General features: G+C 67.4%; 24 protein-coding genes. 18 read left to right on the plus strand and 6 right to left on the minus strand.

Annotated features, from left to right (window positions below; translation table 11 throughout):
• The 5 genes from cobJ to ACIP0B_RS08275 all read right to left on the minus strand — a co-directional run bounded on the left by cobJ (nucleotide 1) and on the right by ACIP0B_RS08275 (nucleotide 5,143).
• On the minus strand, nucleotides 1-1,701 hold the full coding sequence (gene cobJ, locus ACIP0B_RS08255; protein WP_400831109.1) for a precorrin-3B C(17)-methyltransferase: 1,701 nt from the start codon (nucleotides 1,699-1,701) through the stop codon (nucleotides 1-3).
• Nucleotides 1,701-2,435: a precorrin-2 C(20)-methyltransferase gene (locus ACIP0B_RS08260; RefSeq protein WP_400831111.1), complete on the minus strand. Its 735-nt coding sequence runs from the start codon at nucleotides 2,433-2,435 to the stop codon at nucleotides 1,701-1,703. Before ACIP0B_RS08260 ends, cobJ begins: the two co-directional genes overlap by 1 nt.
• The gene (locus ACIP0B_RS08265; protein WP_400831112.1) at nucleotides 2,432-3,058 is read right to left on the minus strand and encodes a precorrin-8X methylmutase; all 627 of its coding nucleotides are present in this window, start codon (nucleotides 3,056-3,058) and stop codon (nucleotides 2,432-2,434) included. The genes ACIP0B_RS08260 and ACIP0B_RS08265 overlap by 4 nt, the downstream gene beginning before the upstream one ends.
• On the minus strand, nucleotides 3,051-4,349 hold the full coding sequence (gene cobG / locus ACIP0B_RS08270) for a precorrin-3B synthase (protein WP_400831113.1): 1,299 nt from the start codon (nucleotides 4,347-4,349) through the stop codon (nucleotides 3,051-3,053). The genes ACIP0B_RS08265 and cobG overlap by 8 nt, the downstream gene beginning before the upstream one ends.
• A 143-nt stretch (nucleotides 4,350-4,492) precedes the next feature.
• On the minus strand, nucleotides 4,493-5,143 hold the full coding sequence (locus ACIP0B_RS08275; protein WP_400831115.1) for a hypothetical protein: 651 nt from the start codon (nucleotides 5,141-5,143) through the stop codon (nucleotides 4,493-4,495).
• 182 nt (nucleotides 5,144-5,325) lie between these two features.
• Here ACIP0B_RS08275 and cbiE point away from each other — a divergent pair, with 182 nt between their 5' ends.
• The 10 genes from cbiE (at nucleotide 5,326) to ACIP0B_RS08325 (ending at nucleotide 14,320) form a co-directional block, all read left to right on the plus strand.
• Nucleotides 5,326-6,537: a precorrin-6y C5,15-methyltransferase (decarboxylating) subunit CbiE gene (cbiE, locus tag ACIP0B_RS08280; protein WP_400831117.1), complete on the plus strand. Its 1,212-nt coding sequence runs from the start codon at nucleotides 5,326-5,328 to the stop codon at nucleotides 6,535-6,537.
• Nucleotides 6,530-7,627, plus strand: coding sequence for a cobalt-precorrin-5B (C(1))-methyltransferase (locus tag ACIP0B_RS08285; protein WP_400831119.1), 1,098 nt, complete (start codon nucleotides 6,530-6,532; stop codon nucleotides 7,625-7,627). Before cbiE ends, ACIP0B_RS08285 begins: the two co-directional genes overlap by 8 nt.
• Nucleotides 7,624-8,352: a cobalt-precorrin-6A reductase gene (locus ACIP0B_RS08290; RefSeq protein WP_400831120.1), complete on the plus strand. Its 729-nt coding sequence runs from the start codon at nucleotides 7,624-7,626 to the stop codon at nucleotides 8,350-8,352. The genes ACIP0B_RS08285 and ACIP0B_RS08290 overlap by 4 nt, the downstream gene beginning before the upstream one ends.
• 159 nt (nucleotides 8,353-8,511) lie before the next feature.
• Nucleotides 8,512-8,814, plus strand: a complete 303-nt coding sequence (locus ACIP0B_RS08295) for a type II toxin-antitoxin system RelE/ParE family toxin (protein ID WP_400831122.1) — start codon at nucleotides 8,512-8,514, stop codon at nucleotides 8,812-8,814.
• A 3-nt stretch (nucleotides 8,815-8,817) separates the two neighbouring features.
• Complete coding sequence (locus ACIP0B_RS08300) at nucleotides 8,818-9,108, plus strand: addiction module antidote protein (protein ID WP_217893842.1); 291 nt, start codon at nucleotides 8,818-8,820, stop codon at nucleotides 9,106-9,108.
• A gap of 97 nt (nucleotides 9,109-9,205) precedes the next feature.
• Nucleotides 9,206-9,607 (plus strand): DUF2946 domain-containing protein, encoded by a 402-nt coding sequence (locus tag ACIP0B_RS08305; RefSeq protein WP_400831123.1) that lies wholly within the window; start codon nucleotides 9,206-9,208, stop codon nucleotides 9,605-9,607.
• Between the two features lie 48 nt (nucleotides 9,608-9,655).
• Nucleotides 9,656-10,135 (plus strand): copper chaperone PCu(A)C, encoded by a 480-nt coding sequence (locus tag ACIP0B_RS08310; RefSeq protein WP_400831125.1) that lies wholly within the window; start codon nucleotides 9,656-9,658, stop codon nucleotides 10,133-10,135.
• Nucleotides 10,136-10,156: 21 nt separating this feature from the next.
• Entirely contained in the window at nucleotides 10,157-10,597 is a 441-nt protein-coding gene (locus ACIP0B_RS08315; protein ID WP_400831126.1) for a DUF2946 domain-containing protein, read from the plus strand.
• 84 nt (nucleotides 10,598-10,681) lie between these two features.
• A complete protein-coding gene (locus tag ACIP0B_RS08320) occupies nucleotides 10,682-12,796 on the plus strand; it encodes a TonB-dependent copper receptor (RefSeq protein ID WP_400831128.1) in 2,115 nt (704 codons plus the stop codon).
• A gap of 156 nt (nucleotides 12,797-12,952) precedes the next feature.
• On the plus strand, nucleotides 12,953-14,320 hold the full coding sequence (locus ACIP0B_RS08325) for a PepSY-associated TM helix domain-containing protein (RefSeq protein WP_400831129.1): 1,368 nt from the start codon (nucleotides 12,953-12,955) through the stop codon (nucleotides 14,318-14,320).
• 49 nt (nucleotides 14,321-14,369) lie between these two features.
• Here the strand turns inward: ACIP0B_RS08325 and ACIP0B_RS08330 are convergent, their stop codons facing one another.
• On the minus strand, nucleotides 14,370-14,693 hold the full coding sequence (locus ACIP0B_RS08330; RefSeq protein WP_400831130.1) for a hypothetical protein: 324 nt from the start codon (nucleotides 14,691-14,693) through the stop codon (nucleotides 14,370-14,372).
• Nucleotides 14,694-15,018: 325 nt separating this feature from the next.
• On the opposite strand from ACIP0B_RS08330, the gene ACIP0B_RS08335 reads away from it, so the two are divergent.
• The 8 genes from ACIP0B_RS08335 (at nucleotide 15,019) to urtD (ending at nucleotide 25,095) form a co-directional block, all read left to right on the plus strand.
• Nucleotides 15,019-17,142: a TonB-dependent receptor gene (locus ACIP0B_RS08335; protein ID WP_400831131.1), complete on the plus strand. Its 2,124-nt coding sequence runs from the start codon at nucleotides 15,019-15,021 to the stop codon at nucleotides 17,140-17,142.
• 12 nt (nucleotides 17,143-17,154) lie between these two features.
• The gene (locus ACIP0B_RS08340; protein WP_400831132.1) at nucleotides 17,155-17,943 is read left to right on the plus strand and encodes an ABC transporter ATP-binding protein; all 789 of its coding nucleotides are present in this window, start codon (nucleotides 17,155-17,157) and stop codon (nucleotides 17,941-17,943) included.
• Complete coding sequence (locus ACIP0B_RS08345; protein WP_400831133.1) at nucleotides 17,940-18,887, plus strand: ABC transporter substrate-binding protein; 948 nt, start codon at nucleotides 17,940-17,942, stop codon at nucleotides 18,885-18,887. The genes ACIP0B_RS08340 and ACIP0B_RS08345 overlap by 4 nt, the downstream gene beginning before the upstream one ends.
• Nucleotides 18,884-19,894, plus strand: a complete 1,011-nt coding sequence (locus tag ACIP0B_RS08350) for a FecCD family ABC transporter permease (RefSeq protein ID WP_400831135.1) — start codon at nucleotides 18,884-18,886, stop codon at nucleotides 19,892-19,894. The genes ACIP0B_RS08345 and ACIP0B_RS08350 overlap by 4 nt, the downstream gene beginning before the upstream one ends.
• Before the next feature lie 325 nt (nucleotides 19,895-20,219).
• Nucleotides 20,220-21,485: an urea ABC transporter substrate-binding protein gene (gene urtA, locus ACIP0B_RS08355; protein ID WP_400831136.1), complete on the plus strand. Its 1,266-nt coding sequence runs from the start codon at nucleotides 20,220-20,222 to the stop codon at nucleotides 21,483-21,485.
• A gap of 159 nt (nucleotides 21,486-21,644) precedes the next feature.
• Nucleotides 21,645-23,147 carry an urea ABC transporter permease subunit UrtB gene (gene urtB / locus ACIP0B_RS08360; protein WP_400831138.1) on the plus strand — a complete coding sequence of 501 codons (1,503 nt, stop codon included), beginning with the start codon at nucleotides 21,645-21,647 and terminating at the stop codon, nucleotides 23,145-23,147.
• Complete coding sequence (urtC, locus tag ACIP0B_RS08365) at nucleotides 23,147-24,226, plus strand: urea ABC transporter permease subunit UrtC (protein ID WP_400831139.1); 1,080 nt, start codon at nucleotides 23,147-23,149, stop codon at nucleotides 24,224-24,226. Before urtB ends, urtC begins: the two co-directional genes overlap by 1 nt.
• Nucleotides 24,223-25,095: an urea ABC transporter ATP-binding protein UrtD gene (gene urtD / locus ACIP0B_RS08370; RefSeq protein ID WP_400831140.1), complete on the plus strand. Its 873-nt coding sequence runs from the start codon at nucleotides 24,223-24,225 to the stop codon at nucleotides 25,093-25,095. The genes urtC and urtD overlap by 4 nt, the downstream gene beginning before the upstream one ends.
• The last annotated feature ends 30 nt before the right edge of the window (nucleotides 25,096-25,125 follow it).

The following is a 25,125-nucleotide window of genomic DNA, read 5'->3' on the forward strand; positions in this document are numbered from 1 at the left end:
TCACGACGTTGGCTTTTCACCGTACCAGCGCGGCGTGTAGACCCACTCCCCGCCCTCCGCACGCGGGAACGTGCACGTGGTGGAGGAACCGATCAGCACCATGGTGCGCATGTCCACCTGATCCGGGGTCAGCGCGCCCAGCGTGGTGGTGCGCAGGGTCTGGCCCGGACGGCCGATGTCGCGCCCCAGCACCACCGGTGTCTGCGGCAAGCGGTGCTGCGCGACGATCTCCAGCGCACGCCCCAGCTGCCAAGGACGCGCGCGGGAGATCGGGTTGTAGAACGCCAGGGCCAGATCGGCCTCGGCGGCCAGGTCCAGGCGCTTTTCGATGATCGACCACGGCTTGAGGTTGTCCGACAGCGACATCACGCAGAAGTCATGTCCCAACGGCGCGCCAGCCTGGGCGGCGGTGGCCAGGGAGGCGGAGACCCCCGGCAGGATTTCCAGGTCGACGCTGTGCCACGCCGGATCGTCCGATTCGTGCAATGCCTCGAGCACCGCCGCCGCCATGGCGAACACCCCCGGGTCGCCGGACGAGACCACGATCACCGAACGCCCCTCGGCCGCCAGCCGGAACGCATGGCGGGCGCGCTGCATCTCTTCGCGGTTGTCGGTGCAGTGCTGGATCTGATCGTCGCGAAACGGACCGGCCATGCGCACGTAGGTTTCGTAGCCGAGCACGTCGGTGGCCCGGGCCAGTTCGGCCTTCACCGCCGGCACCATCAGTTCGGCGGCGCCGGGGCCGAGGCCGATCACGGCCAGGCGACCGCGCGGGCGGCCGATCTGCGCGATATCCAGCGGCTGTCCGGCGATGGCGACAACCAGTTTGCCCATGGCCACCAGCGTCGCCTCCGGCACCGCGGCCTGCGCCAGCGCCCCGATGCCGTCTTGCGCCGCGACGAACCGCAGCGGCACGCCCAACGCCATGGCCGCCTCGCGAAGATTCGCCGAGGCCATGTCCGCGTCGGCCGCCACCAGGCACGCCAACGCCTGCACCGCGACGCCCGCCTCACGCAACGCTCCGCGAACGGCATCCGGCAGGTCTTCGGCATCAGCGCTCACCGCCACCGCGACGCTGAGCGGGTAGATCAGCAGCTCGCCGGCGTCGGCGTCCCTGGCGGCGCTGCCGACATGGATCGAACGCTGCGCCGAAGGATCCTGCGGCAACTGCGCCTGATCCAGCCACGGCGCAGCGCCTTCGATGCGCACGCTGTGTCCGGCCAGCAGGTCGGAGACAAAGCGCTTGCCCGTCTCCAGGTCGCCGAGCACATAGCCTTCCGGCGGATTGAGCAGGCAGGTGCCGAAGCGCAGCTCGCCGCTGGTGGTGATCGCCGCCGCGACCTGCAGACCGGCCGCGATCTCCCGGGCCATGACGTTGACGCCGCCCAGGCCGCCCAGCAGCGGCACCACGGCGCTGCCGTCTTCGGCGACGGCGAGCACCGCCGGCTCGGCGCCCTTCTCCAGCAGCAGCGGGGCCAGGGTGCGGATGACGATGCCCGCCGCGCACAGGGCGACGATCGGCGTGCCCTGCCGGTACAGTTCGCGCAGGGTCGCGCCGAATTCGGCGTAGGTGCGGTCGGCGCCGTCGACCCGCCCGGCCAGGCCCAGGACCTGTGCCGCCGGGTAGACCTGCTGAATGCGACGGGCCGTGGCCAGGCTGCCCTGGCCGAGGATGACGATGGCTGGAGGCATGGGAGTCATCAGCCTTGCCACCGTTCGCCGGGGACGATGATCAGCGAGAAGTACGGCGACGACATCGGCTCGACCTCATCCAGCGGCACGATCTTCTGGTTGGCCATGGTCGCGCGCTCGACGTAGAGCGCACGCCCGGCCAGGCCGAGCTCGTCCAGCACCTGGCGCACCTTCGGAAAGTTGCGCCCCAGTTTCATGATCACCGCCGCGTCGGCGTCGGCCAGGCGCCGCTTCAGCTCTTCGTGCGGCAACACGCCGGAGAGCACCGACAGGCTCTGGTTGCGGTACACCAGCGGCGCGCCCAGCACCGAGGCGCCACCGAGCATCGAGCAGACGCCCGGCACCACTTCGGCTTCGTAGCGGGCGGCGAGGCGGTCGTGCAGGTACATGTAGGAGCCGTAGAAGAACGGATCACCCTCGCAGATCACCGCCACGTCGCGGCCGGCGTCCAGATGCGCGGCCACCTCTTCGGCGGCGCCGTCGTAGAAGTCGCTGATCACCTGTTCATAGGACAGCGGCGCCGGCAGCGCTTCGGTGGTCACCGGGTACACCAGCGGCAGCAGGTTCTGCGCGTCCTGCAGGTGCGCCTCGATGATGCCGAAGGCGTTGCCTTTCTTGCCCTTGGCCACGAAGTAGGCCACCACCGGCGACTCGCGCAGCAGGCGCAGGGCCTTCACGGTGATCAGTTCCGGATCGCCGGGGCCCACGCCCAGGCCGATCAAGCGTCCTTGTGCCTGCATCATTCGATCTCCGTGGCGAGTGCGTTGACGGCGGCGGCGGCCATGGCGCTGCCGCCGAGGCGGCCCTGCATGATCACGAACGGCACGCCGCGGCTGTCGGCCGCCAGCGCGGCCTTGGACTCGGCAGCGCCGACGAAGCCCACCGGGAAGCCCAGGATCAGCGCCGGTTTCGGGGCGCCGGCATCGATCATCTCCAGCAGGTAGAACAGGGCGGTCGGCGCGTTGCCGATCACCACCACGCTGCCTTCCAGGTGCTCGCGCCACAGCTCCAACGCGACGGCGGAACGGGTGTTGCCCAGCTCGCGGGCCAGCTCCGGCACGCGCTCGTCGCGCAGGGTGCAGATCACCGGATTGTCCGCCGGCAGGCGCGCACGGGTGATGCCTTCGGCCACCATCCGCGCATCGCACAGGATCGGCGCCCCGGCGGCCAGCGCATCGCGCCCGGCCTTGCCCGCGCCTTCGGAAAACTGCAGGCCGTCGACCGCCTCGACCATGCCGCAGGCGTGGATCACCCGCACCGCGAGTTTTTCGAGGTCGGCCGGAATGCGCGCCAGGTCGGCCTCGGCGCGGATGATCGCGAAGGAGTTGCGATAGATCTCCTGACCGTCGCGGATGTAATCAAGCATCAAGGGGGCTCCGTGAGCGGGCGGCGAGCAGGGTCGCGGCCGCGTCGATAGTGAGGTTTTGGGCGTGCAGCGCGCCGAAGCCGGGCAACGCCGCATCGCGCAGATAAAGATCATAGTGGCCGGGACTGACGGCCAGCAGCGTCGCCGGGACACGGTGCGCGGCGGCGCAGGAGCGCGGGCAGCCGGACAGGTGCACGGCCTGGGCCTGCGGCAGCAGCGCGGCCAGCCGGCGGGCGTCGGCCTTGGTGTCGGCCAGGCCTTTGCCGCAGCCGCTGGCGCCGGTGCAGGCGATCACGGCGGTGAGCGGATCGCTCGCCAGGGTACGCAGCCCCAAGTGTTCGAGCCCGAGCAGCACTTGCCCGGCGTCGGACTCGCCGATGTTCGGCAGCAGCAGGCTTTGCCACGGGGTGAACCGCAGGCTGCCGTCGCCGAACCGTCGCGCCAGGTCCGCGGCGCCGCGCAGCATCGCCGGGTCGAGACGCCCCAGCGGCGGCACCGCGCCGACGTAGACCTGTCCCGGCGCGTGCTGCCGGTGAACGCCGAGCTGCAGCGCGCCGTCAGCCTGCGGGCGCTGCCAGCCGTCGAGGGCCTTGAGCGGCACGCGCGCCCCGAGCCGTTCGAGGAAGGCCGGCAGCGGCAGTTCATCCAGCAGATGGCGCATCCGCGTCTGCTCCGGACGCGCCGACTCAAGGAACAGTTCCAGCACCGCGACCACCAGCGCATGACCATCCTCAAGAGCCACCGCCGCCGACGCAGGCTCCGTCGGGCAACCGGCCAGGCCGAACGCCAACAGCGGCTGGCCCTCGCGCTCGCAGGCCGACAACCACAGATCATGGGGGTGCTCGAGCATCGCCAGGGCTTCGCCGCCGTCCAGTTGCACGGCGAACTTGGCGCTCAGGTCGTGAAAGCGCGGGTGGCTTTGCAGGGTTTCGAGGACCTGCCGCGCCAGCGGACGGGTGTCGAAACGCATCTGCCGGTCGATCCCGGCGGACGGGCTGAGCATCAGGTTGCGCACATCGTCGCCGGCGGCGGTGCGCGGCCCGAGCCCTGCGGCCAGCAGCCGCTCGATCAGGGCCGCGGAGCGGTCGCCGATCCCGCGGATCTGCAGGTTGGCGCGGTTGGTCGCCTCGATGACGCCGCCGGCGAAGCGCTCGGCGGCCTCGGCCACCGCCTCGGCCTGATCCGCCGTGACCGATCCGCCATCGAGCTTGATCCGGCAGATGCCGCCGTCCAGCGCCTGGACGATGCGCAGCAATCCCGGGCAGGCCGAGGGGCGTAGGGCGGTGGACATCGGGCGTTCGTTCAAGGGTTGACCGGCTGGCTGGGCACGTGGGCGGGCGAAAGGCAGCCATTATGCCTGCTTTGCCCAAGGCCATGAAAAGCCTGACGGTCGGAAACCCTCCACGAGGCTGCACGGCGCAGCCCTAGAAGCGGCTACAGCTCGTAATCCTTGAAGCCGAACGACAGGTTTTCCATGGCCTTGGCCACGCTCGGCCGCCGGGCCTCCATGACCCTGCGCGAGATCACCACCCGCCGGGCCCGGATGTCCAGCTGGGTCATGGCCTGCGAGATGTCCCAGAACAGGTAGCGGGTGTTCAGGCTGGATTTGATGAACCGCACATGGGTGACGACCAGTTCCATGTCGCCGGCCGCGTTGTAGCTGACCGGCACGATCTTCAGGTCGAAGGCCTTCCCGCTGAGCCCCTTGGTCGCCTCCAGCAGATCGGCCCTGCGCTCGAGCGAGGTCAGCCCGGCCTCCACGCCGGCCACCTGGGCAGGGGACAGCAGCCCGTTGGCGACCCTGATCCACGCCTGCTTCACGCTGCCGGAAAACTGCGGCTGAACGTATTCCACGGACGGCTGGTCGCGGTTCCAGCCATGGGACCACAGAAGATCGGCGAAATAATCGATCCACCGCCCCGGCTGGGTACTGCTGTCGTAAATGCTGTCGGCCTGTCTCTTGGCCAGATAGGTGCAATCGCGCGCAAACCCATAGTCCGCCATCGGCTGCCCCCGAACGCCGGTGAGCAAGACATCGCCCACCAGCGTCGCTTCATGCTCGAACGACCCTGTTCTTTCATTCATGTCCCTATTCCTTACTGCCAACCCTGGCATGCGTTTTGTGTAGGCCTGTACCCTAGCAAACGCCTCGGGCAGGGCAACCGGCTTTGCGCGACAGGAAGTTTCACCGGCAACCGGCCGACGCCAGACGCCGTCAGCCGCGTTATCATGCCGCCTTGACCCATAACCCCGGATTGAGGAGCGGCATGACGCCCTGGCTGACAGTGGTAGGTATCGGAGAGGACGGCTTCAAGGGCCTGGGCAAGAACGCCCGGCGCGCCCTGATGGACGCCTCGCGGATCGTCGGCGGCCCGCGCCAGCTGGACCTGCTGCCGGTGTGCATCCGTGGCGAGCGCCAGCAGTGGCCGAGCCCGTTTTCGCTGACGCCGGTGCTGGAGCGCCGGGGCGAAGCGGTGTGCGTGCTGGCCAGCGGCGATCCGATGTTCTACGGCGTCGGCGCCAGCCTGGCCCGCCAGGTGCCGGGCGACGAGATGAGCGTCCTGCCGGCGCCGTCCTCCTGCTCGCTGGCCGCCGCACGGCTCGGCTGGCCGTTGCAGGACGTGGTGACGCTGTCGCTGGTCGCCCGCCCCCTGGCGGCGCTCAATGCGCTGCTGTCCAACGGCGTGCGCCTGCTGCTGCTGAGCAACGACGCACAGAGCCCGGCGGCGGTCGCGGCGCTGCTGCGCGAGCGTGGGTTCGGCCCGAGCCGCCTCACGGTGCTCGAGCATCTGGGCGGCAACGCCGAGCGCCGCATCGACGGCACCGCCGACGACTGGAACGCCCCGGCCGTCGCCGACCTCAACGTGATCGCCCTCGAATGCCTGGCCGACACCGGCGCCCCGCGCCTGTCGCGGCTGGCCGGGCTGCCGGACTCGGCGTTCCGCCACGACGGCCAGTTGACCAAGCGCGATGTGCGCGCCGTCACCCTCGCCCGCCTCGCGCCGTGCCCCGGCGAGCTGCTGTGGGACGTCGGCGCCGGCAGCGGCTCCATCGGCATCGAATGGATGCGCGCCCACCCGAGCTGCCGGGCGCTGGCCATCGAGGCCGACGAAGGCCGCCAGCAATTGATCGAACACAACCGCGACGCCTTGGGCGTGCCCGGCCTGCAACTGATCCGCGGCCGCGCGCCCCAGGCGCTCGCTGGCCTGGAGCGGCCGGACGCGGTGTTCATCGGCGGCGGCGTCACCCGCGAGAACGTCTTCCAAACCTGCTGGGCACAGCTCAAGCCCGGCGGCCGGCTGGTCGCCAACGCCGTGACCCTGCAAAGCGAGACCGCCCTGATGCACTGGCGCGAACGCCACGGCGGCGAGCTGACCCGCCTCCACGTCGCCCAGGCGCAGCCGCTGGGCGGCTTCGACACCTGGCGCCAGGCGCTGCCGATCACCCTGCTGGAACTGGTCAAACCCCTCGATGCGTGACGAAACCGCCGAACAACCCGCCCCCCTGCGCAGCGGCCTGACCACCGGCAGCTGCGCCACCGCCACCAGCCTCGCCGCCGCGCGGCTGCTGCTCGGCGGCGCCCCGGCGGACGCGGTGCAGATCACCCTGCCCAAAGGCAAGCAGGTGCAGATGCGCCTGGAGTTCTGCCGCTTGACGGGCGACGGCGCCGAAGCCGGCACGATCAAGGACGCCGGCGACGACCCCGACGTGACCCACGGCGCCCTGCTCTACTCGCAGGTGCGGCTGTGCGCCGAACCCGGGATCCGCTTCAACGCCGGCAAAGGGGTCGGCACCGTGACCCGGCCGGGGCTGGTGCTGGCCGTCGGCGAGCCGGCGATCAACCCGGTGCCGCGCAAGATGATCGGCGACCACCTGACCCTGCTCGCCGAAGAGACCGGCTATGGCGGAGGCTTCGAGGTCACCGTCAACGTCGAGGGCGGCGAGGCCCTGGCGCTGAAGACCATGAACCCGCGCCTGGGCATCCTCGGCGGACTGTCGATCCTCGGCACCAGCGGCATCGTCCGGCCGTTCTCCTGTGCGGCCTACATCGCCTCGATCCATCAGGGCATCGACGTCGCCAAGACCAACGGCTACCTGCACATCGCCGCCTGCACCGGCAACGCCAGCGAGGACACCATGCGCCGGGTCTACGGCCTGCCGGAAATCGCCCTGATCGAAATGGGCGACTTCGTCGGCGCGGTGCTCAAGCATCTGCGCAAGGTGCCTGTGGACAAGCTCAGCCTGTGCGGCGGCTTCGGCAAGATCAGCAAACTGGCGGCCGGGCACATGGACCTGCACTCGCGCCATTCGAGCATCGACCTGCCGCAACTGGCCGGCTGGGCGGCCGCGGTGGGCGCCGATGCGGCCTTGCAGCAACGCATCCGCGAAGCCAACACCAGCCAGCAGGCGTTGGCGATGGCCAGCGCGGCGGGCATCGCCCTCGGCGACGAGGTCTGCCGCCATGCGCTGGCGTTCGCCCGCAGCGTGGTGCCGGCGCAGGTGCAGGTCGAAGTGTTCGCGATCGACCGCCAGGGCGGCATCGTCGGCCATGCGGGAGCGTTTCGATGAAGCGGATCCTGTTGCTCGGCGGCGTCACCGAAGCGCTGGCCATCGCCCGTACCTTGGGGCCGGCACATATCTACAGCCTGGCCGGCATCGGCCGCGTGCCGACCGACCTGACCTGCCGGGTGCGCACCGGCGGCTACGGCGGCGCCGAAGGCCTGGCGCAGTTCATCCGCGACGAGGGCATCGGCCTGCTGCTCGACGCCACCCACCCCTACGCCGCACAGATCAGCCACAACGCGGCGAGCGCTGCGCAACGGTCGGGCATCCCCTGCTGGGCCCTGCGCCGTCCCGCGTGGCAAGCCGAGCCCGGCGACGACTGGCGCGAAATCGCCGACTGGACCGAGCTGGTCAAGGCGCTCGAACCCTTCCGCCGCCCGCTGTTCACCCTGGGCCGCGAACCCTTGCAGCACCTGGACGAAATCCCCGCGCACCAGTTCTGGACGCTACGCGCCCTCGACGTCTACCCCGGCAACGAACGCTGCGAAGTCATCGGCGCCCGTGGACCGTTCCTGATCGAGGACGAACGGGCGCTGTTCGAACGGCGACAGATCGACGTGCTGATCAGCAAGAACAGCGGCAGCGCGGCGACCGAGCCGAAGCTTGCGGTGGCGCGGGAGCGTGGGGTGCCGGTGATTGTGTTGGGGCGGCCGGTGTTGCCGGAGGTGGATCGGGTGTTTTGGAGTACGTCTGAAGTCCTTGAAGCCCTGACGATGTCAGACTTTTCCTAATTTCAAACTCAGCGGCGATTTTCCCCGCAAATTTTGGGGACGCAGCCGACTGTTATTCACGACCTCCTCACTCCAATACTTCGTTTCCTTCAATCCAGACAATCAGGCGGCCAGAAAATACGGCTTGCCTGCCTGTATCCCAAGGAATACGATCCCGACATGATCGCCTTTGAACGATCCCGTATTTTTTCCGAATGGCTCGATTCCCTAAAAGACATCACCGGTAAAGGCCGAATCCTCTCCAGGCTCAGGGCGGCCGAACTGGGCAACTTTGGCGATTGCAGGTTCGTCGGTGACACCGTTTATGAAATGCGCGTTCATTGCGGCCCCGGTTACAGGGTGTACTTCACACGTCGAGGGGAAGTGATTTACCTGCTGCTGATAGGGGGCGACAAATCGACACAAAGGCGAGATATCAAACACGCCGTGCAGATGGCACATGGCATCGGTAATGAGGAGTAAGCCATGACCGAAGAGTTCACCCGTTTTGACGCTGCCGAGTACCTCAAAACCCCTGAGGACATGGCGGCCTATCTGGATGCCTGTTTTGACGAAGATGCCGGTGACGGGGTCCTGATACGCGCGGCGCTCAATGACATCGCCCGCGCCCAAGGCATGACCCAGGTCGCGCGGGACGCAGGTCTTGGTCGTGAGAGCCTGTACAAAGCGCTGAGCAGCACTGGCAATCCTGAATTCGCAACTATCATGAAAGTCATGAAGGCATTGGGTTTGAGATTGCATGCCGTAGCGCTGTAAGCATGCTGCGACACCAAACCGCACGACGCTTTTTTACTTATCGGCCCTGATCAGGCTAAATAGCCGCGCCTGATCGCCCACCCGACGGATCCGTCCCATGAACCGACACCGGCTTGCCATTGCCTGGATCGCCTGCTTCGCAGTGCTGTTCAACATGCTCGCCATGCCGTTGACGGGTTCGATGGCCCAGGCGGCGCAGTCGCCGGCCGAACAGTTGCTGTGGAGCAGCTTCTGCACCGGCAGCGGGACGAAGATGGTGGCGGTGTCCATCGGCACCGTCGACCAGAAGGCCCCCCAGGGCGGCGACGACCACTCCACCATGCAGCATTGCTGGTGCTGTTCAGGCGCAGCGCCGGTGCTGGCGTTGCCCGGGCATTCGCCGCAGCTGTATTTCGCCCGCTACGAAAGCAACCGCAGCGTGGCGCCCGTCACGATGCAAGCACCGACGCCGCGCCAGCAATGGCCCGACCTCAATCCCCGCGCCTCCCCTCTGGCTTGATTTGTTGCCGCATTTGACCTGCGTTTCAAATCGATCTGGAGAACCGTCATGTTGAACAAACTCATCGTCCTGGCCGCGTTGCTGTTGCCTGCCTGCTTCGCCCATGCCCACGAATACAAGGCCGGCGAGCTGGAAATCGCCCACCCGTGGTCGCAGGAGCTGCCGCCCAACGCCCCGACCGTCGCCGCCTATTTCGTGATCCACAATGCCGGCAAGAGCGACGACCGCCTGCTCGGCGTCGATTCCCCGATCGCCCCCAAGGCCGAACTGCACGAGCATGTGATGCAGGGCGACCTGATGAAGATGCAGCAGGTGCCGAACGTGGCGATCCCCGCCGGCGGCAACGTGACCTTCGCGCCGATGGCGTACCACGTGATGCTGATGAACCCCAGCGACCGCAGCCTGCTCAGCGACGGCAAGCGCTTCCCGCTGACCCTGCACTTCGAGAAGGCCGGTGACGTGACCGTCGAAGTCGCCGTGCAGAAGGAAGCGCCGCAGGCCATGCCGGCCCACGCGCACGCCCAGTAACCGCAACGGCAGACGCCGGCCATGCGCCCGCTGAGCGCCAGGCCCTCCCTGCAACGCCGTCAGGCCAGAGACCTGACACGCGGCAGCTGGATCGCCCTGTTCGCCATGTTGATGATCTTCATCGGCCCGCTGGTTTCCCAGTCGATGCCGATGGACTCGCACGCCTCCATGAACATGCCGATGGGCATGGAGATGGACATGCCGGGCATGGATCACGCCGCGCCGGACGCGCAACCGGCCGCCGAACACTGCCCGCCGCAATCGTCCCGCCATGTGATGTGGGAAAAGTGCGGCTACTGCAGCCTGCTGTTCAACTGCCCGGCGCTGACCGGCGGCGGCAGCTTCGCCACGTTCAGCGTCCCGCCCGTCAATACGTACACATCGCCCTCCCCACGCCTGGGCCACCCCCGGCAGACCTTCTTCCCCGGCGCCCGCACCCGCGCCCCGCCCGTCGCAGCGTAGACACCCACCTCTGATTGCACACGGTCAAGAAGACAGCCCCAGGCTGCCGGCCGTGTCGTTTACGACTGTTTGATGGAAATTGTCATGTCCAGGTTTTCCGCTGTCCCGCGTTTGAGCCCTGCCCGAACGTCCTTTGCCCTGACCGAATCCCGCGTTCGCTTCAGGCACGCCACCGCCGTCCTTTGCGGCGTCCTGCTGTCCCCGCTGGCATTGGCCGATGAACACGCCGGCCATGGCGCCGCCAGTGAAGAACTGAGCCCGACGGTGATCACCGCCCTGGCCCCGAGCTCGCCGCTGACCGTCGTCACCAACCCCAAGGATCCGCGCCAACCGGTGCCGGCCAGCGACGGCGGCGACTACCTCAAGACCATCCCCGGCTTCGCCCTGGTGCGCAACGGCGGCACCAACGGCGACCCGGTGCTGCGCGGCATGTTCGGCTCGCGCCTGAACATCCTCACCAACGGCAGCGTGATGCTCGGCGCCTGCCCCGGCCGGATGGACGCGCCGACCTCGTACATCTCGCCCGAGACCTACGACAAGCTCACCGTGATCAAGGGCCCGCAGACCGTGCTCTACGGCCCCGGCGCCTCGGCCGGCACGATCCTGTTCGACCGCGAGCCGGAGCGCTTCGGCGAGCTCGGCACCCGGGTCAACGCCAGCGTGCTGGCGGGCTCCAACGGGCGCTTCGACAAAGTGGTGGATGCCGCCGCCGGCGGCTCGCTGGGCTACGTGCGGGTGGTCGGCAACACTGCCCATTCCGACGACTACCGCGACGGCAACAACGACACCGTCGCCTCGCGCTACGACAAGTGGAACGGCGATGTGGCGCTGGGCTGGACGCCGGACGCCGACACCCTGCTGGAACTGACCGCCGGCCGCGGCGACGGCGAAGCGCGCTACGCCGGGCGCGGCATGGACGGCTCGCAGTTCCTGCGCGAAAGCCTGGGCCTGCGCTTCGAAAAATCCAACATCACCGACGTGCTGGAGAAACTGGAGGCGCAGGTCTACTACAACTACGCCGACCATGTGATGGACAACTACACCCTGCGCACGCCGTCCGGCACCGGGATGATGGCCGGGCCGATGGCCTCCAACGTCGACCGGCGCACCCTCGGCGCACGGATCAAGGCGACCTGGCGCTGGGCCGACATCCAGTTGGTCACCGGCCTCGACGCGCAGACCGACGAGCACCGCCAGCGCGCCGCCATGGGCATCGACGCCTACAAGGATGTGCCGCGCAACAAGGACGCCGATTTCCACAACTACGGCGTGTTCAGCGAACTGACCTGGTACGCCGCCGACCGCGACCGGCTGATCACCGGCGCCCGGGTGGACCGCGCCTCGGCCAAGGATTACCGCCAGCGCATCGGCTCGGGCATGATGTCCCGCCCCAACCCGACCGCCGACGACACCCGCGCCGACACCCTGCCCAGCGGCTTCGTGCGTTACGAGCATGACCTGGCCGACTCCCCGGCCACGCTGTATGCGGGCCTGGGCCACGCCCAGCGCTTCCCGGATTACTGGGAGCTGTTCTCGCCCAAGTCCGGCCCTGCCGGTTCGCTGAACGCGTTCGACTCGATCAAACCGGAAAAGACCACCCAGCTCGACTTCGGCGTGAACTACAAGAGCGCCGACCTCGACGCCTGGGCCTCGGGCTACATCGGCCAGGTGCGCGACTACATCCTGTTCGACTACACGGGCATGGCCTCCCGCGCCGAGAACATCGACGCCCGGATCATGGGCGGCGAGCTCGGGGCCGCCTACCGGCTCACCGAGCGCTGGAAAGCCGACGCGACCCTGGCCTACGCCTGGGGCAAGAACAGCAGCGACGGCACGGCGCTGCCGCAGATGCCGCCGCTGGACGCGCGCTTCGGCCTGACCTACAGCGAAGACGACTGGAGCGCCGGCGCCCTGTGGCGGGTGGTGGCCGCGCAAAACCGCATCGACCAGAACAAAGGCAACGTGGTCGGCAAGGACTACGGCAAGAGTTCGGGCTTCGGCGTGTTCTCGCTCAACGGTGCCTATCGGATCAACCGGCACTGGAAGGTCAGCACCGGCGTCGACAACCTGTTCGGCAAGGCTTACGCCGAACACCTGAACCTGGCGGGCAACGCCGGGTTCGGCTTTCCGGCCAACGACCCGCAAGCGATCAAGGAGCCGGGGCGCACGCTCTGGACCAAGGTGGACATGAGTTTCTGACCCCCTTGTAGGAGCGAGCCTGCTCGCGAGGGGACGTCACAGGTGACATCGATGTCGCCTGATGCGGCGCTTTCGCGAGCAGGCTCGCTCCCACAGTGACCACGGTTCAACCGATACAGAACAACTAAAAGATCCAAGCCAAGCGGAGCACACGTGATGAAACAGCCCAAACCGAACTTCTACAACCTGGCCTGGCGCTGGCATTTCTATGCCGGTCTGTTCGTCGCGCCATTCATGGTGATGCTGGCCCTGACCGGCATCATCTATCTCTTCAAGCCGCAGCTCGACTCGCTGATGTACGGCAGTCTGCTCAACGTCCCGGCCGGGCACCACACCGTGCCGGCCGACGACCTGCTGCAAAGGGTCAAGAACGCTTACCCGCAGGGCCAGGTCACCCAGTACCTGCCGCCGGCGTCCGCCGGACGCAGCGCGCAGTTCGTGGTGAAGGACGCCGGCCACGAGCTGAACGTGTTCGTCGACCCGTACCACGGCGACATCCTCGGCGAGCAGGACGCCAAGCAGAACCTGCAGGCCGTCGCCCGGGCGATCCACGGCGAACTGATGATCGGCACCGTCGGCGACCGGCTCATCGAGCTCGCCGCCGGCTGGGGCGTGGTGCTGGTGGTGTCCGGGGTGTTCCTGTGGTGGCCGCGGGGCCAGGCCGCCGGGATCCTGTGGCCGCGCCTGAGCAGCCGTGGCCGGGTGCTGTGGCGCGACCTGCACGCGGTCACCGGGTTCTGGGGCGCCGCGCTGCTGCTGGTGATGCTGCTCAGCGGCATGACCTGGACCGGCTTCTGGGGCAAGCAGTACGCCCAGGTGTGGAACGTGTTCCCGGCGGCGATGTGGGACAACGTGCCGACCTCCGACGTCGAGGCCCGCAGCCTCAACACGGCCGCCCGCCAGACCGTGCCGTGGGCCATGGAGAACACGCCGATGCCGATGTCCGGCGACCACGCCGAACACATGGCCCATGGCGGCATGCAGCACAGCCCGGCGGCCCCGGCCGTCAGCCTGCAAGCAGTGCAGGACATCGCCACGCAACGCAATGTCGAGCCGGGCTACAGCATCACCCTGCCGACCACCGCCACCGGCGTGTTCACCGTCGCCGTGTTCGCCGACGACCCGCGCAACGACGCCACCCTGCACATCGACCAGTACACCGGCAAGGTGCTCGCCGACGTGCGCTTCGAGCACTACGGCGCCGTCGCCCGGGCCACGGAGATCGGCGTGATGCTGCACGAAGGCAAGATGTTCGGCGCCTTCAACCAGATCGTCGTGCTGCTGATCTGCCTGATGATCCTGCTCAGCGCGGTCAGCGGCGTGGTGATCTGGTGGAAGCGCCGCCCGCAGGGCAAGTTCGGCGTCCCGCCGCTGCGTCACGACCTGCCGAAATGGAAGACCGGGGTGGCGATCATGCTGGCGCTGGGCGTGGCATTCCCGCTGGTGGGGGCTTCGCTGGTGGTGGTGGGGCTGCTGGACTGGCTGTTGCTGGCGCGACTTGGCCGCAGGGCCTACGCCAACTGACCATCAGCGCCGGCGCAGGCATCGGTGGGTGCCTGCGCCGGCGGTTGCCTCAGCACTGGCCGACCTTGAGCACGCCGTTGCAGTTGCTCAACTGCGGCACTTGCGTGACATCCAGTTGGAGTCGCTGATCGGAGAGCTGTCCATCACTTTTCTCGCACCAGACCCTGATCTTGCAGGTTCGGAACCCGTCGTTCTCCGATTGGGGAACCGCAACCCCTCCATAGTTGCTCTGGCTGATGGATTTGCATGATTTGTAAGCCGTGTTTTGATACCAAGCCTCGTTGCAATCGGGAAACTCACTGCTCGCCAACAAAACGCTGCCGGAACCGACTAAGGCCGCCGCTGCGAGAATGACGCCTGCGATCGTTTTCATGATGTCGCTCCTGATGTCTTCGACACTCGGACACTACGTCACGAACGATTTTTCGCACCTATAAGAGCTGACAGTTTTTTATCACCGTTCGCAATGACCTCCCTGCCGATCCGGAAAACAACCCATAAGCCACGGCAACCTGACCAACCTGTGTTTTCCTCATGATCATCATGAATCAGGCGAGATGCGTGATTTAGACGCTTCTATACACTTTCGGGGCTTAGCCCCCCGGACATTTTAGTGTTACTGTATAACGCTAATTGACCGCTTTGCCCGCCGTCGAAGGACGGCGGGCTTTCTTTTGAAGAAGCGATTTGAAGCTCAGATGAACAAGTACCTCCTGTCCGGCCTTTGCCTGTTCGCGGCGAACGGCGCCCACGCCGACGCCCCGCCGCTGACGCTGCCCACCGGCACCATCACCGCGCCAGCGGTGGATGACGACGCCGTCAGCCTCGCCACCGCGACCGGCGCCGGCTCGCGCCTGAACCTCAGCGCCCTGGAGACCCCGGCCAGCACCGAAAGCCTGACCGGCGAGCGGATCCGCGCCCGTGGCGACCGCAGCGTGCAGGACGCCGTGTCGCGCAGCACCGGCATCAGCCGCACCGGCACCCCCGGCGACGGCGGCACCTCGTTGCAGGCCCGCGGCTTCACCGGGCAGAGCTCGGTGATGCAGCTGTATGACGGCAACCGCATGTACACCGGCATGGGCACCGTGACGTTCCCGGTCGATACGTGGTCGGTGGAGCGCGTCGACGTGCTGCGCGGCCCGGCCTCGGTGCTGTACGGCGAAGGCGCCACGGGCGCGGTGGTCAACACGATTCCGAAGAAGCCCTTCGAGGGCGAGATCGAAAACCGCCTGCGCGTCGGCTACGGCTCCTTCGACACCCAGCAGCAGGCGCTCGACAGCGGCGGCTCGCTGAGCGACACCCTGAGCTACCGCCTGAACCTCAACCGCCTGCGCAGCAACGGCTGGATCGACCGCGGCGACTCGTCCGGCGACTTCGTCAGCGCCGCCCTGCGCTGGCAGGCCCGCGACGACCTGACCTTCACCCTGGCCCACGACTACGGCGACCAGCGCCCGCAGAACTATTTCGGCACCCCGCTGATCGACGGCCGTCTGAAGGACAGCCTGCGCAACAAGAACTACAACGTGCGCGACGACAAACAGCACTACAACGACCAGTGGACGCGCTTGACCAGCGACTGGCAGATCAACGACTCGGTCAGCGCCAGCAACGAACTCTATTACCTCAAGGCCCGACGCCGCTGGCAGAACGCCGAGAACTACAACTTCGACCGCGACAGCGGGCAGCTGAGCCGCAGCGGCTACTTCGGCATCGGCCACAAGCAGGAGCAGGTCGGCGACCGCCAGACCTTCACCTTCAGGCACTCGCTGTTCGGCCTCGACAGCCAGACCGTCACCGGCGTCGACTACAACCGCATCCGCTTCCGGCTCGACAGCAACTCGCCGTTCAACGATGTGTTGCCGGACGGCCAGCCGCTGGACCTGTACCGTCCGCAGCCAGGCTATTTCGAGAGCGCCGACCCTTACCGCGGCCAGTTCCGCAGCACCACGAAGCAAATGTCGGCGTTCGCCGAAAACCGCACGCAACTGAGCGAGCGCTGGTCGCTGGTGACCGGGGTGCGCCGCGACTACGTGCACGTGGACCGCGACAACCTGGTCAACGACAGCCGCAGCGACAAGACCCTGACCGGCAACAACTGGAAGGCCGGGCTGGTGTTCGCCCTGACGCCGCAGACGTCGTTCTATGGCCAGGTGGCGACCAGCACCGACGGCGTCGGCGGGCTGATTTCCCTGAGCCCGAGCCAGCAGCAGTACGACCTGGCCACCGCCCGGCAGACCGAGATCGGCATGAAGCAGCTGTTCTGGGACGACCGCGGCGAATTCACCCTGGCGGCCTACCGCATCGTGAAAAAGAAACTGCTGACCGACGATCCGGGCAATCCGACGCTCAAGCAGCAGGTCGGGCAGCAATCGTCGAACGGCCTGGAGGCCAGCCTCGATCTGCAATTGCCGAACGCCTGGCAACTGCAAGCCAACGCCGCCATCGTCAAGGCCAAGTACGACGATTTCGAAGAGGTGGTCGGCGGCGTACCGGTGTCGCGCAATGGCAATCGTCCGGTGGACGTGCCACGGCGCACGGCGAATCTGTGGCTGAGCAAAGCCATTACGGATGACGTGAAAGCCGGCGCCGGCGTGCGTTATGTCGATGCGCGCTACGCCGACATGGCCAACCGCAACGAGCTGCCGAGCTACACCGTGGTCGATGCGACGCTGTCGTGGAAAGCGCTGCGCAATACGACGCTGGGGTTGCAGGTGAACAATCTGTTTGACCGGCAGTACGCGCAAAGCCAATACAATGAGGGCCAGCAGTGGATTCTGGGTGAGCCTCGTTCGTTCTTTGTCACGGCTGATTACACCTTCTAGAACAGGAACGAAATGACCTCACTGTCCCTCACCGATCTTGCCTGGACACCTCTGGGCCACGGCCACTGCCATCACCAGTTCCAGCTGCGTGACGCCTCGTTGCAAGTGGCCGCCGGTGAGTTCGTCGGGCTGATCGGGCCCAACGGCAGCGGCAAGACCAGCCTGTTGCGTTGCGCCTACCGTTTCAGTCAGCCGGAGCACGGTGAGGTCAAACTCGATCACCACAACGTCTGGAAGCAATCCTCGCGCTGGTGCGCCCAACGCATCGCCGTGGTCTTGCAGGAATTCCCCGATGCCTTCGGCCTGACCGTCGAAGAAGTGGTCGCCATGGGCCGCACGCCGCACAAGGGCCTGTTCGACGGCGACACGCTGGAAGACCGTCACCTCGCCACTCAGGCGCTGCAATCGGTGGGGCTCGACGGCTTCGAAGATCACGCGTTCGCCACACTGTCCGGCGGTGAAAAACAACGGGTGATCCTGGCCCGCGCCCTGACCCAGCAACCGCAGCTGCTGATCCTCGACGAGCCGACCAACCACCTCGACCCGCGCTACCAGCTGGAGCTGCTGCAACTGGTCAAGCGGCTGCGCATCGGCACCCTGGCCAGCATCCACGACCTCAACCTGGCGGCCGCCTTCTGCGACCGCCTCTACGTGCTCGACCGCGGCCGCATCGTCGCCAGCGGCACACCGCACGACGTGCTCACCGCCGAACTGCTGCGCGACGTCTTCGGCGTCGACGCCTTGATCGACCCCCATCCCCTCCACGGCTACCCGCGAATCACCTGGATTACCCGACCATGACCGTCCGTTCCCTGCTGTGCGCCGCCCTGCTGCTGGGCAGCGCCCACGCCGCCGCCCAAGCCACGCAATACCCGTTGACCGTCCACAGCTGCAACCGCGACGTGACGTTCAAGCAGGCGCCGAAGCACGCGCTCAGCCACGACATCAACATGACCCAGATGATGCTCGCCCTCGGCCTCAAGCCGCGGATGGCCGGCTACAGCGGCGTCAGCGGCTGGAAGGCGGTGACGCCCGACATGCAGTCGATGCTCGACGGCCTGCCGGAACTGGCGGCCAAGTACCCGTCGGTGGAAACCCTGCTAGACGCCAACGTCGACTTCCTCTTCGCCGGCTGGGACTACGGGATGCGCGTGGGCGGCGACCTCACCCCGCAGACCTTGCAGCCGCTGGGCATCAACGTCTACGAGCTGACCGAGTCCTGCGCCTTCGTGATGAAGCGCCCGGCCGCGACGCTGGACGACACCTACACCGACCTGCGCAACCTGGGCCGGATCTTCGACGTGCAGGACCGCGCCGAGACATTGATCGCCGGCATGCAGGCGCAGGTCGCCGAGATCCGCAAGGACCTGCCCGCCGACAAGCCCCGGGTGTTCCTGTACGACAGCGGCGAGGACCGCGCCATGACCTCCGGCCGCCTCGGCATGCCCCAGGCGCTGATCGACGCCGCCGGCGGGCGCAACGTTCTCGATGACGTCGAAGCGAGCTGGACCCGGGTCAACTGGGAAACCGTGGTCGAGCGCAATCCGCAGGTGATCGTGATCGTCGACTACAGCGAGATCAGCGCCGACCAGAAGATCGAATTCCTGCTCAACAACAAGGCCCTGCAATCGGTGGACGCCATCAAGAACCGGCGCTTCATCGTCATCCCGTATGTGCAGGCCACGCCGGGGATCGACAACGTGCTGGCGGTGGAGACCCTGGCCAAAGGGTTCCACGGCGAATGAGCGACCGTCGCTACGCCCTGCTGCTGACCGCGCTGGGCGCCGTGCTGCTGGTGTCGTGCGTGGTGTCGCTGGGGGCGGGACCGGCGCGGGTGCCGGTGGACGTGGTGTGGCGGATCCTGCTGCACAAGCTGTTCGCCGTCGGCGTGCCCGACTGGAGCGCCGGCCAGGAACACATCGTCTGGCTGATCCGGGTGCCGCGCATGCTGCTCGGCGCCCTGGTCGGCGCCGGGCTGGCGCTGATCGGCGCGGTGCTGCAGGCGGTGACGCGCAACCCGCTGGCCGACCCGCACCTGCTCGGCGTCACGTCCGGTGCGACCCTGGGCGCGGTGATCGTCGTGCTGCACGTCGGCGAGATCGCCGGGCTGCTGACCCTGCCGGCGGCCGCGTTCATCGGCGCGCTGCTGAGCATGCTGGCGGTGCTGGCCATCGCCAGCCGGCACGGCCGGCTCGACAGCGACCGCTTGCTGCTGTGCGGCGTGGCGGTGTCGTTCGTGATGATGGCGATCGCCAACCTGCTGCTGTTCATGGGCGACCACCGCGCCAGTTCCGCGGTGATGTTCTGGATGCTCGGCGGCCTCGGCCTGGCCCGCTGGGAACTGCTCACGGTGCCAGCCCTCAGCGTGTTGCTCGGGCTCGCCTTGCTGCTGGGCATGGCGCGTGCGCTGAACGCGCTGATGGCCGGCGAGCAGACCGCCGTCACCCTCGGCCTGAACGCCCGCGCGGTGCGCCTGCGGGTGTTCGTCATCGCCTCGCTGATGACCGGCGTGCTGGTGTCCATCAGCGGTTCCATCGGTTTTGTCGGCCTGATGGTGCCGCACATCGCCAGGCGCCTGGTCGGCGCCGAGCACCGCCGTCTGCTGCCGGCGTGCGCGCTGCTGGGCAGCGTGTTCCTGGTCTGGGTCGATGTCGCGGCGCGCACCCTGATCGCCCCCGAAGACCTGCCCATCGGCGTGGCCACCGCCGCCATCGGCGGGCTGTTCTTCATCGGCCTGATGCGCCGCCGCTGATCCGGCGCAGACCCAACCTGCGGGCCCGGGCCTGTTCGCGAATGCGGTGAGCCACTCAACGACGATGTTGGCTGGCACGGCCCCTTCGCGAGCAGGCTCGCGCCTGCATTGGACGGTGCCGCTGGTGAAACCGGCGCCCCGATCTGGCGCACGCGCGTGCACCGCGGCATGCAATCCGTCCTCTCATGGTGCGCTGCGCAATGCGGCAACCGCTCTAAACCGGTATTTCCCTGCCCGCTCCCGACCGGGCACAGCCCTTGCAAAACCCCTCCGGTCGTCCGCCTCTGCCAACCCAGAAAATTCGAACGTTCATGGAGATCGCACAATGAAGCGTCGCAGTTTGATCAAGGCTTTCACACTCTCGGCAAGCATTGCCGCGATGGGCATGACCTGGACGGCCCAGGCCGCCGAGACCATCAAGGTCGGGATTCTGCATTCGTTGTCCGGCACCATGGCGATCTCCGAGACGTCCCTCAAGGACATGGCCCTGATGACCATCGACGAGATCAACGCCAAGGGCGGCGTCAACGGCAAGCTGCTGGAGCCGGTGGTGGTGGATCCGGCGTCGAACTGGCCGCTGTTCGCCGAGAAGGGCCGGCAGCTGCTGACCCAGGACAAGGTGGCGGTGGTGTTCGGCTGCTGGACCTCGGTGTCGCGCAAATCGGTGCTGCCGGTGTTCGAGGAACTCAACGGCCTGCTGTTCTACCCGGTGCAGTACGAAGGCGAGGAAATGTCGCCGAACGTGTTCTACACCGGCGCCGCGCCCAACCAGCAGGCGATCCCGGCGGTCGAGTACCTGATGAGCGAGGACGGCGGCGGCGCCAAGCGCTTCTTCCTGCTCGGCACCGACTACGTCTATCCGCGCACCACCAACAAGATCCTGCGTGCGTTCCTGCATTCCAAGGGCGTGGCCGACAAGGACATCGAAGAGGTCTACACCCCGTTCGGCCACAGCGACTACCAGACCATCGTGGCCAACATCAAAAAGTTCTCGGCCGACGGCAAGACCGCCGTCGTCTCCACGGTCAACGGCGACTCCAACGTGCCGTTCTACAAGGAACTGGCCAACCAGGGCCTGAAGGCCACCGACGTGCCGGTGGTGGCGTTCTCGGTGGGCGAGGAAGAACTGCGCGGCATCGACACCAAGCCGCTGGTGGGCAACCTCGCGGCGTGGAACTACTTCGAGTCGGTGGAGAACCCGGTGAACAAGCAGTTCGTCGACGACTGGAAGGCCTACGCGAAGAAACACAACCTGCCGGGCGCCGACAAGGCCGTGACCAACGACCCGATGGAGGCCACCTACGTCGGCATCCACCTGTGGGCCCAGGCGGTGGAGAAAGCCAAGTCCACCGACGTCGACAAGGTCCGCGAGGCGCTCGCCGGCCAGACCTTCGCCGCGCCGTCGGGCTACACCCTGACCATGGACAAGACCAACCACCACCTGCACAAGCCGGTGATGATCGGCGAGATCCAGCCGGACGGTCAGTTCAACGTGGTCTGGCAGACCGAAGGCCCGGTCCGCGCCCAGCCGTGGAGCCCGTTCATCCCCGGCAACGACAAGAAGCCGGAGTATGCGGTGAAGAGCAACTGACCCCTTGAACGTCAGGCTTGGGCACAACGCTTGAGCCTGACACCGATCCTGTGGGAGCTGGCTTGCCAGCGATGGCATCACCTCGGTTCGCCAGGTGCACCGAGTCGCCTGCATCGCTGGCAAGCCAGCTCCCACACAATCCAAGCAAGGCGCCTCTCTATGCCCACTGCCCTTATCCGCTTGATCCTGGCCGTCGCACTTTTGCTGCCGATGGCCACCCACGCCGGGGATGCCGAAGACTTCGTCGCCGCCAACCCCGCGCAACAGGCCAAACTGCTGGAAGCCTGGGCCGCGCAGCCCGATCCGGCCCGCCTCGAATTGCTCGGCGCGCTGCAACAGGGCGAACTGACCGTCGACGGCCAAGCCAAGACCCTGCGCCTGAACAACCGCCTGCGCGGCCTGACCGACACCGCCCTGGCCAGCCATCAGTTGCTCGCCGCCGACGCGAAGATCCGCCTGGCCGCTGCGCAGCAATTGCAGAAGAGCGCCAAACCCGCCCAACTGAAATTCCTCGACCGGCAACTGGCCGGCGAAACCGATGAGCACGTCCACGCCGCCCTGAGCCTGGCGCTGGCCAACCTGCAACTGGCGGACGCCGACCCGGCGGTGCGCCTGGCCGCCGTGCGCCTGCTCGGCGAGACCGGCGACCCGCTGGCCCGCACGCGCCTCGAAGGTGTGCTCGAACCCGGCGCCGAAACCGACGCCGGCGTTCGCACGGCGGCCGAAACCAGCCTCGGCCAGGTCAAGCGCAAGCTGCTGGTGGGCGATGTGCTCGGCCAGGCGTTCAGCGGCCTGTCCCTGGGTTCGATCCTGCTGCTGGCGGCGCTGGGCCTGGCGATCACCTTCGGCCTGCTCGGCGTGATCAACATGGCCCACGGCGAAATGCTGATGCTCGGCGCCTACTCGACCTACGTGGTGCAACTGCTGATCCAGCGCCACGCGCCGCAGGCCCTCGAACTCTATCCGCTGATCGCGCTGCCGGTGGCGTTCTTTGTCACCGCCGCCATCGGCATGGCCCTGGAGCGCACGGTGATCCGCCACCTCTACGGCCGGCCGCTGGAGACCCTGCTCGCCACCTGGGGCATCAGCCTGATGCTGATCCAACTGGTGCGGCTGGCGTTCGGCGCGCAGAACGTCGAGGTGGCCAACCCGGCCTGGCTGTCCGGCGGGATCCAGGTGCTGCCGAACCTGGTGCTGCCCTACAGCCGCATTGTGATCATCGGCTTCGCGCTGTTCGTGGTGGCGCTGACCTGGCTGCTGCTGAACAAGACGCGCCTGGGCCTGAACGTGCGCGCCGTCACCCAGAACCGCAGCATGGCCGCCTGCTGCGGCGTGCCCACCGGGCGGGTCGACATGCTCGCCTTCGGCCTGGGCTCGGGCATCGCCGGCCTCGGCGGCGTGGCGCTGAGCCAGATCGGCAACGTCGGGCCGGACCTGGGCCAGGGCTACATCATCGACTCGTTCCTGGTGGTGGTGCTCGGCGGCGTCGGCCAATTGGCCGGCAGCGTGTTCGCCGCCTTCGGCCTCGGCGTGGCCAACAAACTGCTCGAACCGCAGATCGGTGCGGTGCTGGGCAAGATCCTGATCCTCGCGCTGATCATTCTGTTCATTCAGAAACGTCCGCAAGGCCTCTTCGCTCTCAAGGGACGGGTGATCGACTGATGAACCAGCCACTGCTGCTCACGGCCACGCAAAAGGCCGGCCCCACCCTCACGGCCGCTGTCGGCGTGACGGTCTTCGCCCTGCTGATCGCCTTGCCGCTGCTGTCGCTGCTGCCGGCCGACAGCGCGCTGCACGTCTCGGCCTACACCCTGACGCTGGTCGGCAAGATCCTCTGCTACGCCATCGTCGCCCTGGCGCTGGACCTGGTCTGGGGCTACGCCGGCCTGCTGTCCCTGGGCCACGGCCTGTTCTTCGCCCTCGGCGGCTACGCCATGGGCATGTACCTGATGCGCCAGGCCGCCGGGGACGGCTTGCCGGCGTTCATGACGTTCCTGTCGTGGAACGAACTGCCCTGGTACTGGAGCGGCACCGACCACTTCCTCTGGGCCCTGTGCCTGGTGGTGCTGGCGCCGGGGCTGCTGGCGCTGGCGTTCGGCTTCTTCGCCTTCCGCTCGCGGATCAAGGGCGTGTACTTCTCGATCATGACCCAGGCCCTGACCTTCGCCGGCATGCTCCTGTTTTTCCGCAACGAGACCGGGTTCGGCGGCAACAACGGCTTCACCAACTTCCGCACGATCCTGGGCTTCGGCATCACCGAGCCCGGCACCCGCGCAGCGCTGTTCCTGGCCACGGTGCTGTTGCTGGCGGCGAGCCTGTTCATCGGCTGGCGCCTGGCCCGGAGCAAGTTCGGCCGGGTGCTGACCGCCCTGCGCGATGCGGAGAACCGCCTGATGTTCTGCGGCTACGACCCGCGCGGCTTCAAGCTGTTCGTGTGGGTGCTGAGCGCCGTGCTGTGCGGACTGGCCGGCGCGCTGTACGTGCCGCAGGTGGGGATCATCAACCCGAGCGAAATGTCGCCGACCAACTCCATCGAAGCCGCCGTCTGGGTCGCCCTCGGCGGGCGCGGCACCCTGGTCGGCCCGCTGCTCGGCGCCGGCGTGGTCAACGGCATGAAGAGCTGGTTCACCGTGGCCTTCCCCGAATACTGGCTGTTCTTCCTCGGCGCGCTGTTCATCGGCGTGACCCTGTACCTGCCCAAAGGCGTGATCGGCCTGCTGAAAAGACGAGGTGAGCCATGAGAGTGACCGCAAGCGCCGAGTTCATGCTCGAACCGGCCTTCTTCCCGCCGCTGGAACCGAACCGCGACGCCGGCACCAGCCGCGAGGCGCTCGGCCTCGGCCAACGTGTCGGCCCGGGGCTCGACACCCGCCACGGCACGATCCTGACCCTGGAAGACATCAGCGTCAGCTTCGACGGCTTCAAGGCCCTGAACAACCTGAACCTGTACATCGGCGTCGGCGAGCTGCGCTGCATCATCGGCCCCAACGGCGCGGGCAAGACGACGCTGATGGACGTCATCACCGGCAAGACCCGCCCCACCCACGGCAAGGCCTGGTTCGGCGAAACCCTGAACCTTGCGCAGATGAGCGAGGTGCGGATCGCCCAGGCCGGCATCGGCCGCAAGTTCCAGAAGCCCACGGTGTTCGAGGCCTTGAGCGTGTTCGAGAACCTGGAGCTGGCGCAGAAGGCCGACAAGTCGGTGTGGGCCAGCCTGCGTGCGCGCCTGAGCGGCGAGCAGCAGGACCGCATCGCCGAGGTGCTGGAGACCATCCGCCTGACCGCCTCGGTCAACCGTCCGGCGGGCCTGCTGTCCCACGGCCAGAAGCAGTTCCTGGAGATCGGCATGCTGCTGATGCAGGACCCGCAACTGCTGCTGCTCGACGAACCGGTGGCGGGCATGACCGACGCCGAGACCGAGTTCACCGCCGAGCTGTTCAAGTCACTGGCGGGCAAGCATTCGCTGATGGTGGTGGAGCACGACATGGGCTTCGTCGGCGCCATCGCCGACCACGTCACCGTGCTGCACCAGGGCAGCGTGCTGGCCGAAGGGTCGCTGGAGCAGGTGCAGGACAACGAGCGGGTGATCGAGGTGTACCTCGGTCGCTGAAACCGCATGCGCAGAACCTGTAGGAGCGAG

The sequence above is a fragment of the Pseudomonas sp. NPDC089534 genome, assembly GCF_044749305.1.
Classification (GTDB): domain Bacteria; phylum Pseudomonadota; class Gammaproteobacteria; order Pseudomonadales; family Pseudomonadaceae; genus Aquipseudomonas; species Aquipseudomonas ekonensis.

Coding starts and splice junctions, on each gene's coding strand:
- cobJ (WP_400831109.1), bottom strand. CDS start 1,701: ATGACTCCCATGCCTCCAGCCATCGTCATCCTCGGCCAGGGCAGCCTG.
- ACIP0B_RS08260 (WP_400831111.1), bottom strand. CDS start 2,435: ATGATGCAGGCACAAGGACGCTTGATCGGCCTGGGCGTGGGCCCCGGC.
- ACIP0B_RS08265 (WP_400831112.1), bottom strand. CDS start 3,058: ATGCTTGATTACATCCGCGACGGTCAGGAGATCTATCGCAACTCCTTC.
- cobG (WP_400831113.1), bottom strand. CDS start 4,349: ATGTCCACCGCCCTACGCCCCTCGGCCTGCCCGGGATTGCTGCGCATC.
- ACIP0B_RS08275 (WP_400831115.1), bottom strand. CDS start 5,143: ATGAATGAAAGAACAGGGTCGTTCGAGCATGAAGCGACGCTGGTGGGC.
- cbiE (WP_400831117.1), top strand. CDS start 5,326: ATGACGCCCTGGCTGACAGTGGTAGGTATCGGAGAGGACGGCTTCAAG.
- ACIP0B_RS08285 (WP_400831119.1), top strand. CDS start 6,530: ATGCGTGACGAAACCGCCGAACAACCCGCCCCCCTGCGCAGCGGCCTG.
- ACIP0B_RS08290 (WP_400831120.1), top strand. CDS start 7,624: ATGAAGCGGATCCTGTTGCTCGGCGGCGTCACCGAAGCGCTGGCCATC.
- ACIP0B_RS08295 (WP_400831122.1), top strand. CDS start 8,512: ATGATCGCCTTTGAACGATCCCGTATTTTTTCCGAATGGCTCGATTCC.
- ACIP0B_RS08300 (WP_217893842.1), top strand. CDS start 8,818: ATGACCGAAGAGTTCACCCGTTTTGACGCTGCCGAGTACCTCAAAACC.
- ACIP0B_RS08305 (WP_400831123.1), top strand. CDS start 9,206: ATGAACCGACACCGGCTTGCCATTGCCTGGATCGCCTGCTTCGCAGTG.
- ACIP0B_RS08310 (WP_400831125.1), top strand. CDS start 9,656: ATGTTGAACAAACTCATCGTCCTGGCCGCGTTGCTGTTGCCTGCCTGC.
- ACIP0B_RS08315 (WP_400831126.1), top strand. CDS start 10,157: ATGCGCCCGCTGAGCGCCAGGCCCTCCCTGCAACGCCGTCAGGCCAGA.
- ACIP0B_RS08320 (WP_400831128.1), top strand. CDS start 10,682: ATGTCCAGGTTTTCCGCTGTCCCGCGTTTGAGCCCTGCCCGAACGTCC.
- ACIP0B_RS08325 (WP_400831129.1), top strand. CDS start 12,953: ATGAAACAGCCCAAACCGAACTTCTACAACCTGGCCTGGCGCTGGCAT.
- ACIP0B_RS08330 (WP_400831130.1), bottom strand. CDS start 14,693: ATGAAAACGATCGCAGGCGTCATTCTCGCAGCGGCGGCCTTAGTCGGT.
- ACIP0B_RS08335 (WP_400831131.1), top strand. CDS start 15,019: ATGAACAAGTACCTCCTGTCCGGCCTTTGCCTGTTCGCGGCGAACGGC.
- ACIP0B_RS08340 (WP_400831132.1), top strand. CDS start 17,155: ATGACCTCACTGTCCCTCACCGATCTTGCCTGGACACCTCTGGGCCAC.
- ACIP0B_RS08345 (WP_400831133.1), top strand. CDS start 17,940: ATGACCGTCCGTTCCCTGCTGTGCGCCGCCCTGCTGCTGGGCAGCGCC.
- ACIP0B_RS08350 (WP_400831135.1), top strand. CDS start 18,884: ATGAGCGACCGTCGCTACGCCCTGCTGCTGACCGCGCTGGGCGCCGTG.
- urtA (WP_400831136.1), top strand. CDS start 20,220: ATGAAGCGTCGCAGTTTGATCAAGGCTTTCACACTCTCGGCAAGCATT.
- urtB (WP_400831138.1), top strand. CDS start 21,645: ATGCCCACTGCCCTTATCCGCTTGATCCTGGCCGTCGCACTTTTGCTG.
- urtC (WP_400831139.1), top strand. CDS start 23,147: ATGAACCAGCCACTGCTGCTCACGGCCACGCAAAAGGCCGGCCCCACC.
- urtD (WP_400831140.1), top strand. CDS start 24,223: ATGAGAGTGACCGCAAGCGCCGAGTTCATGCTCGAACCGGCCTTCTTC.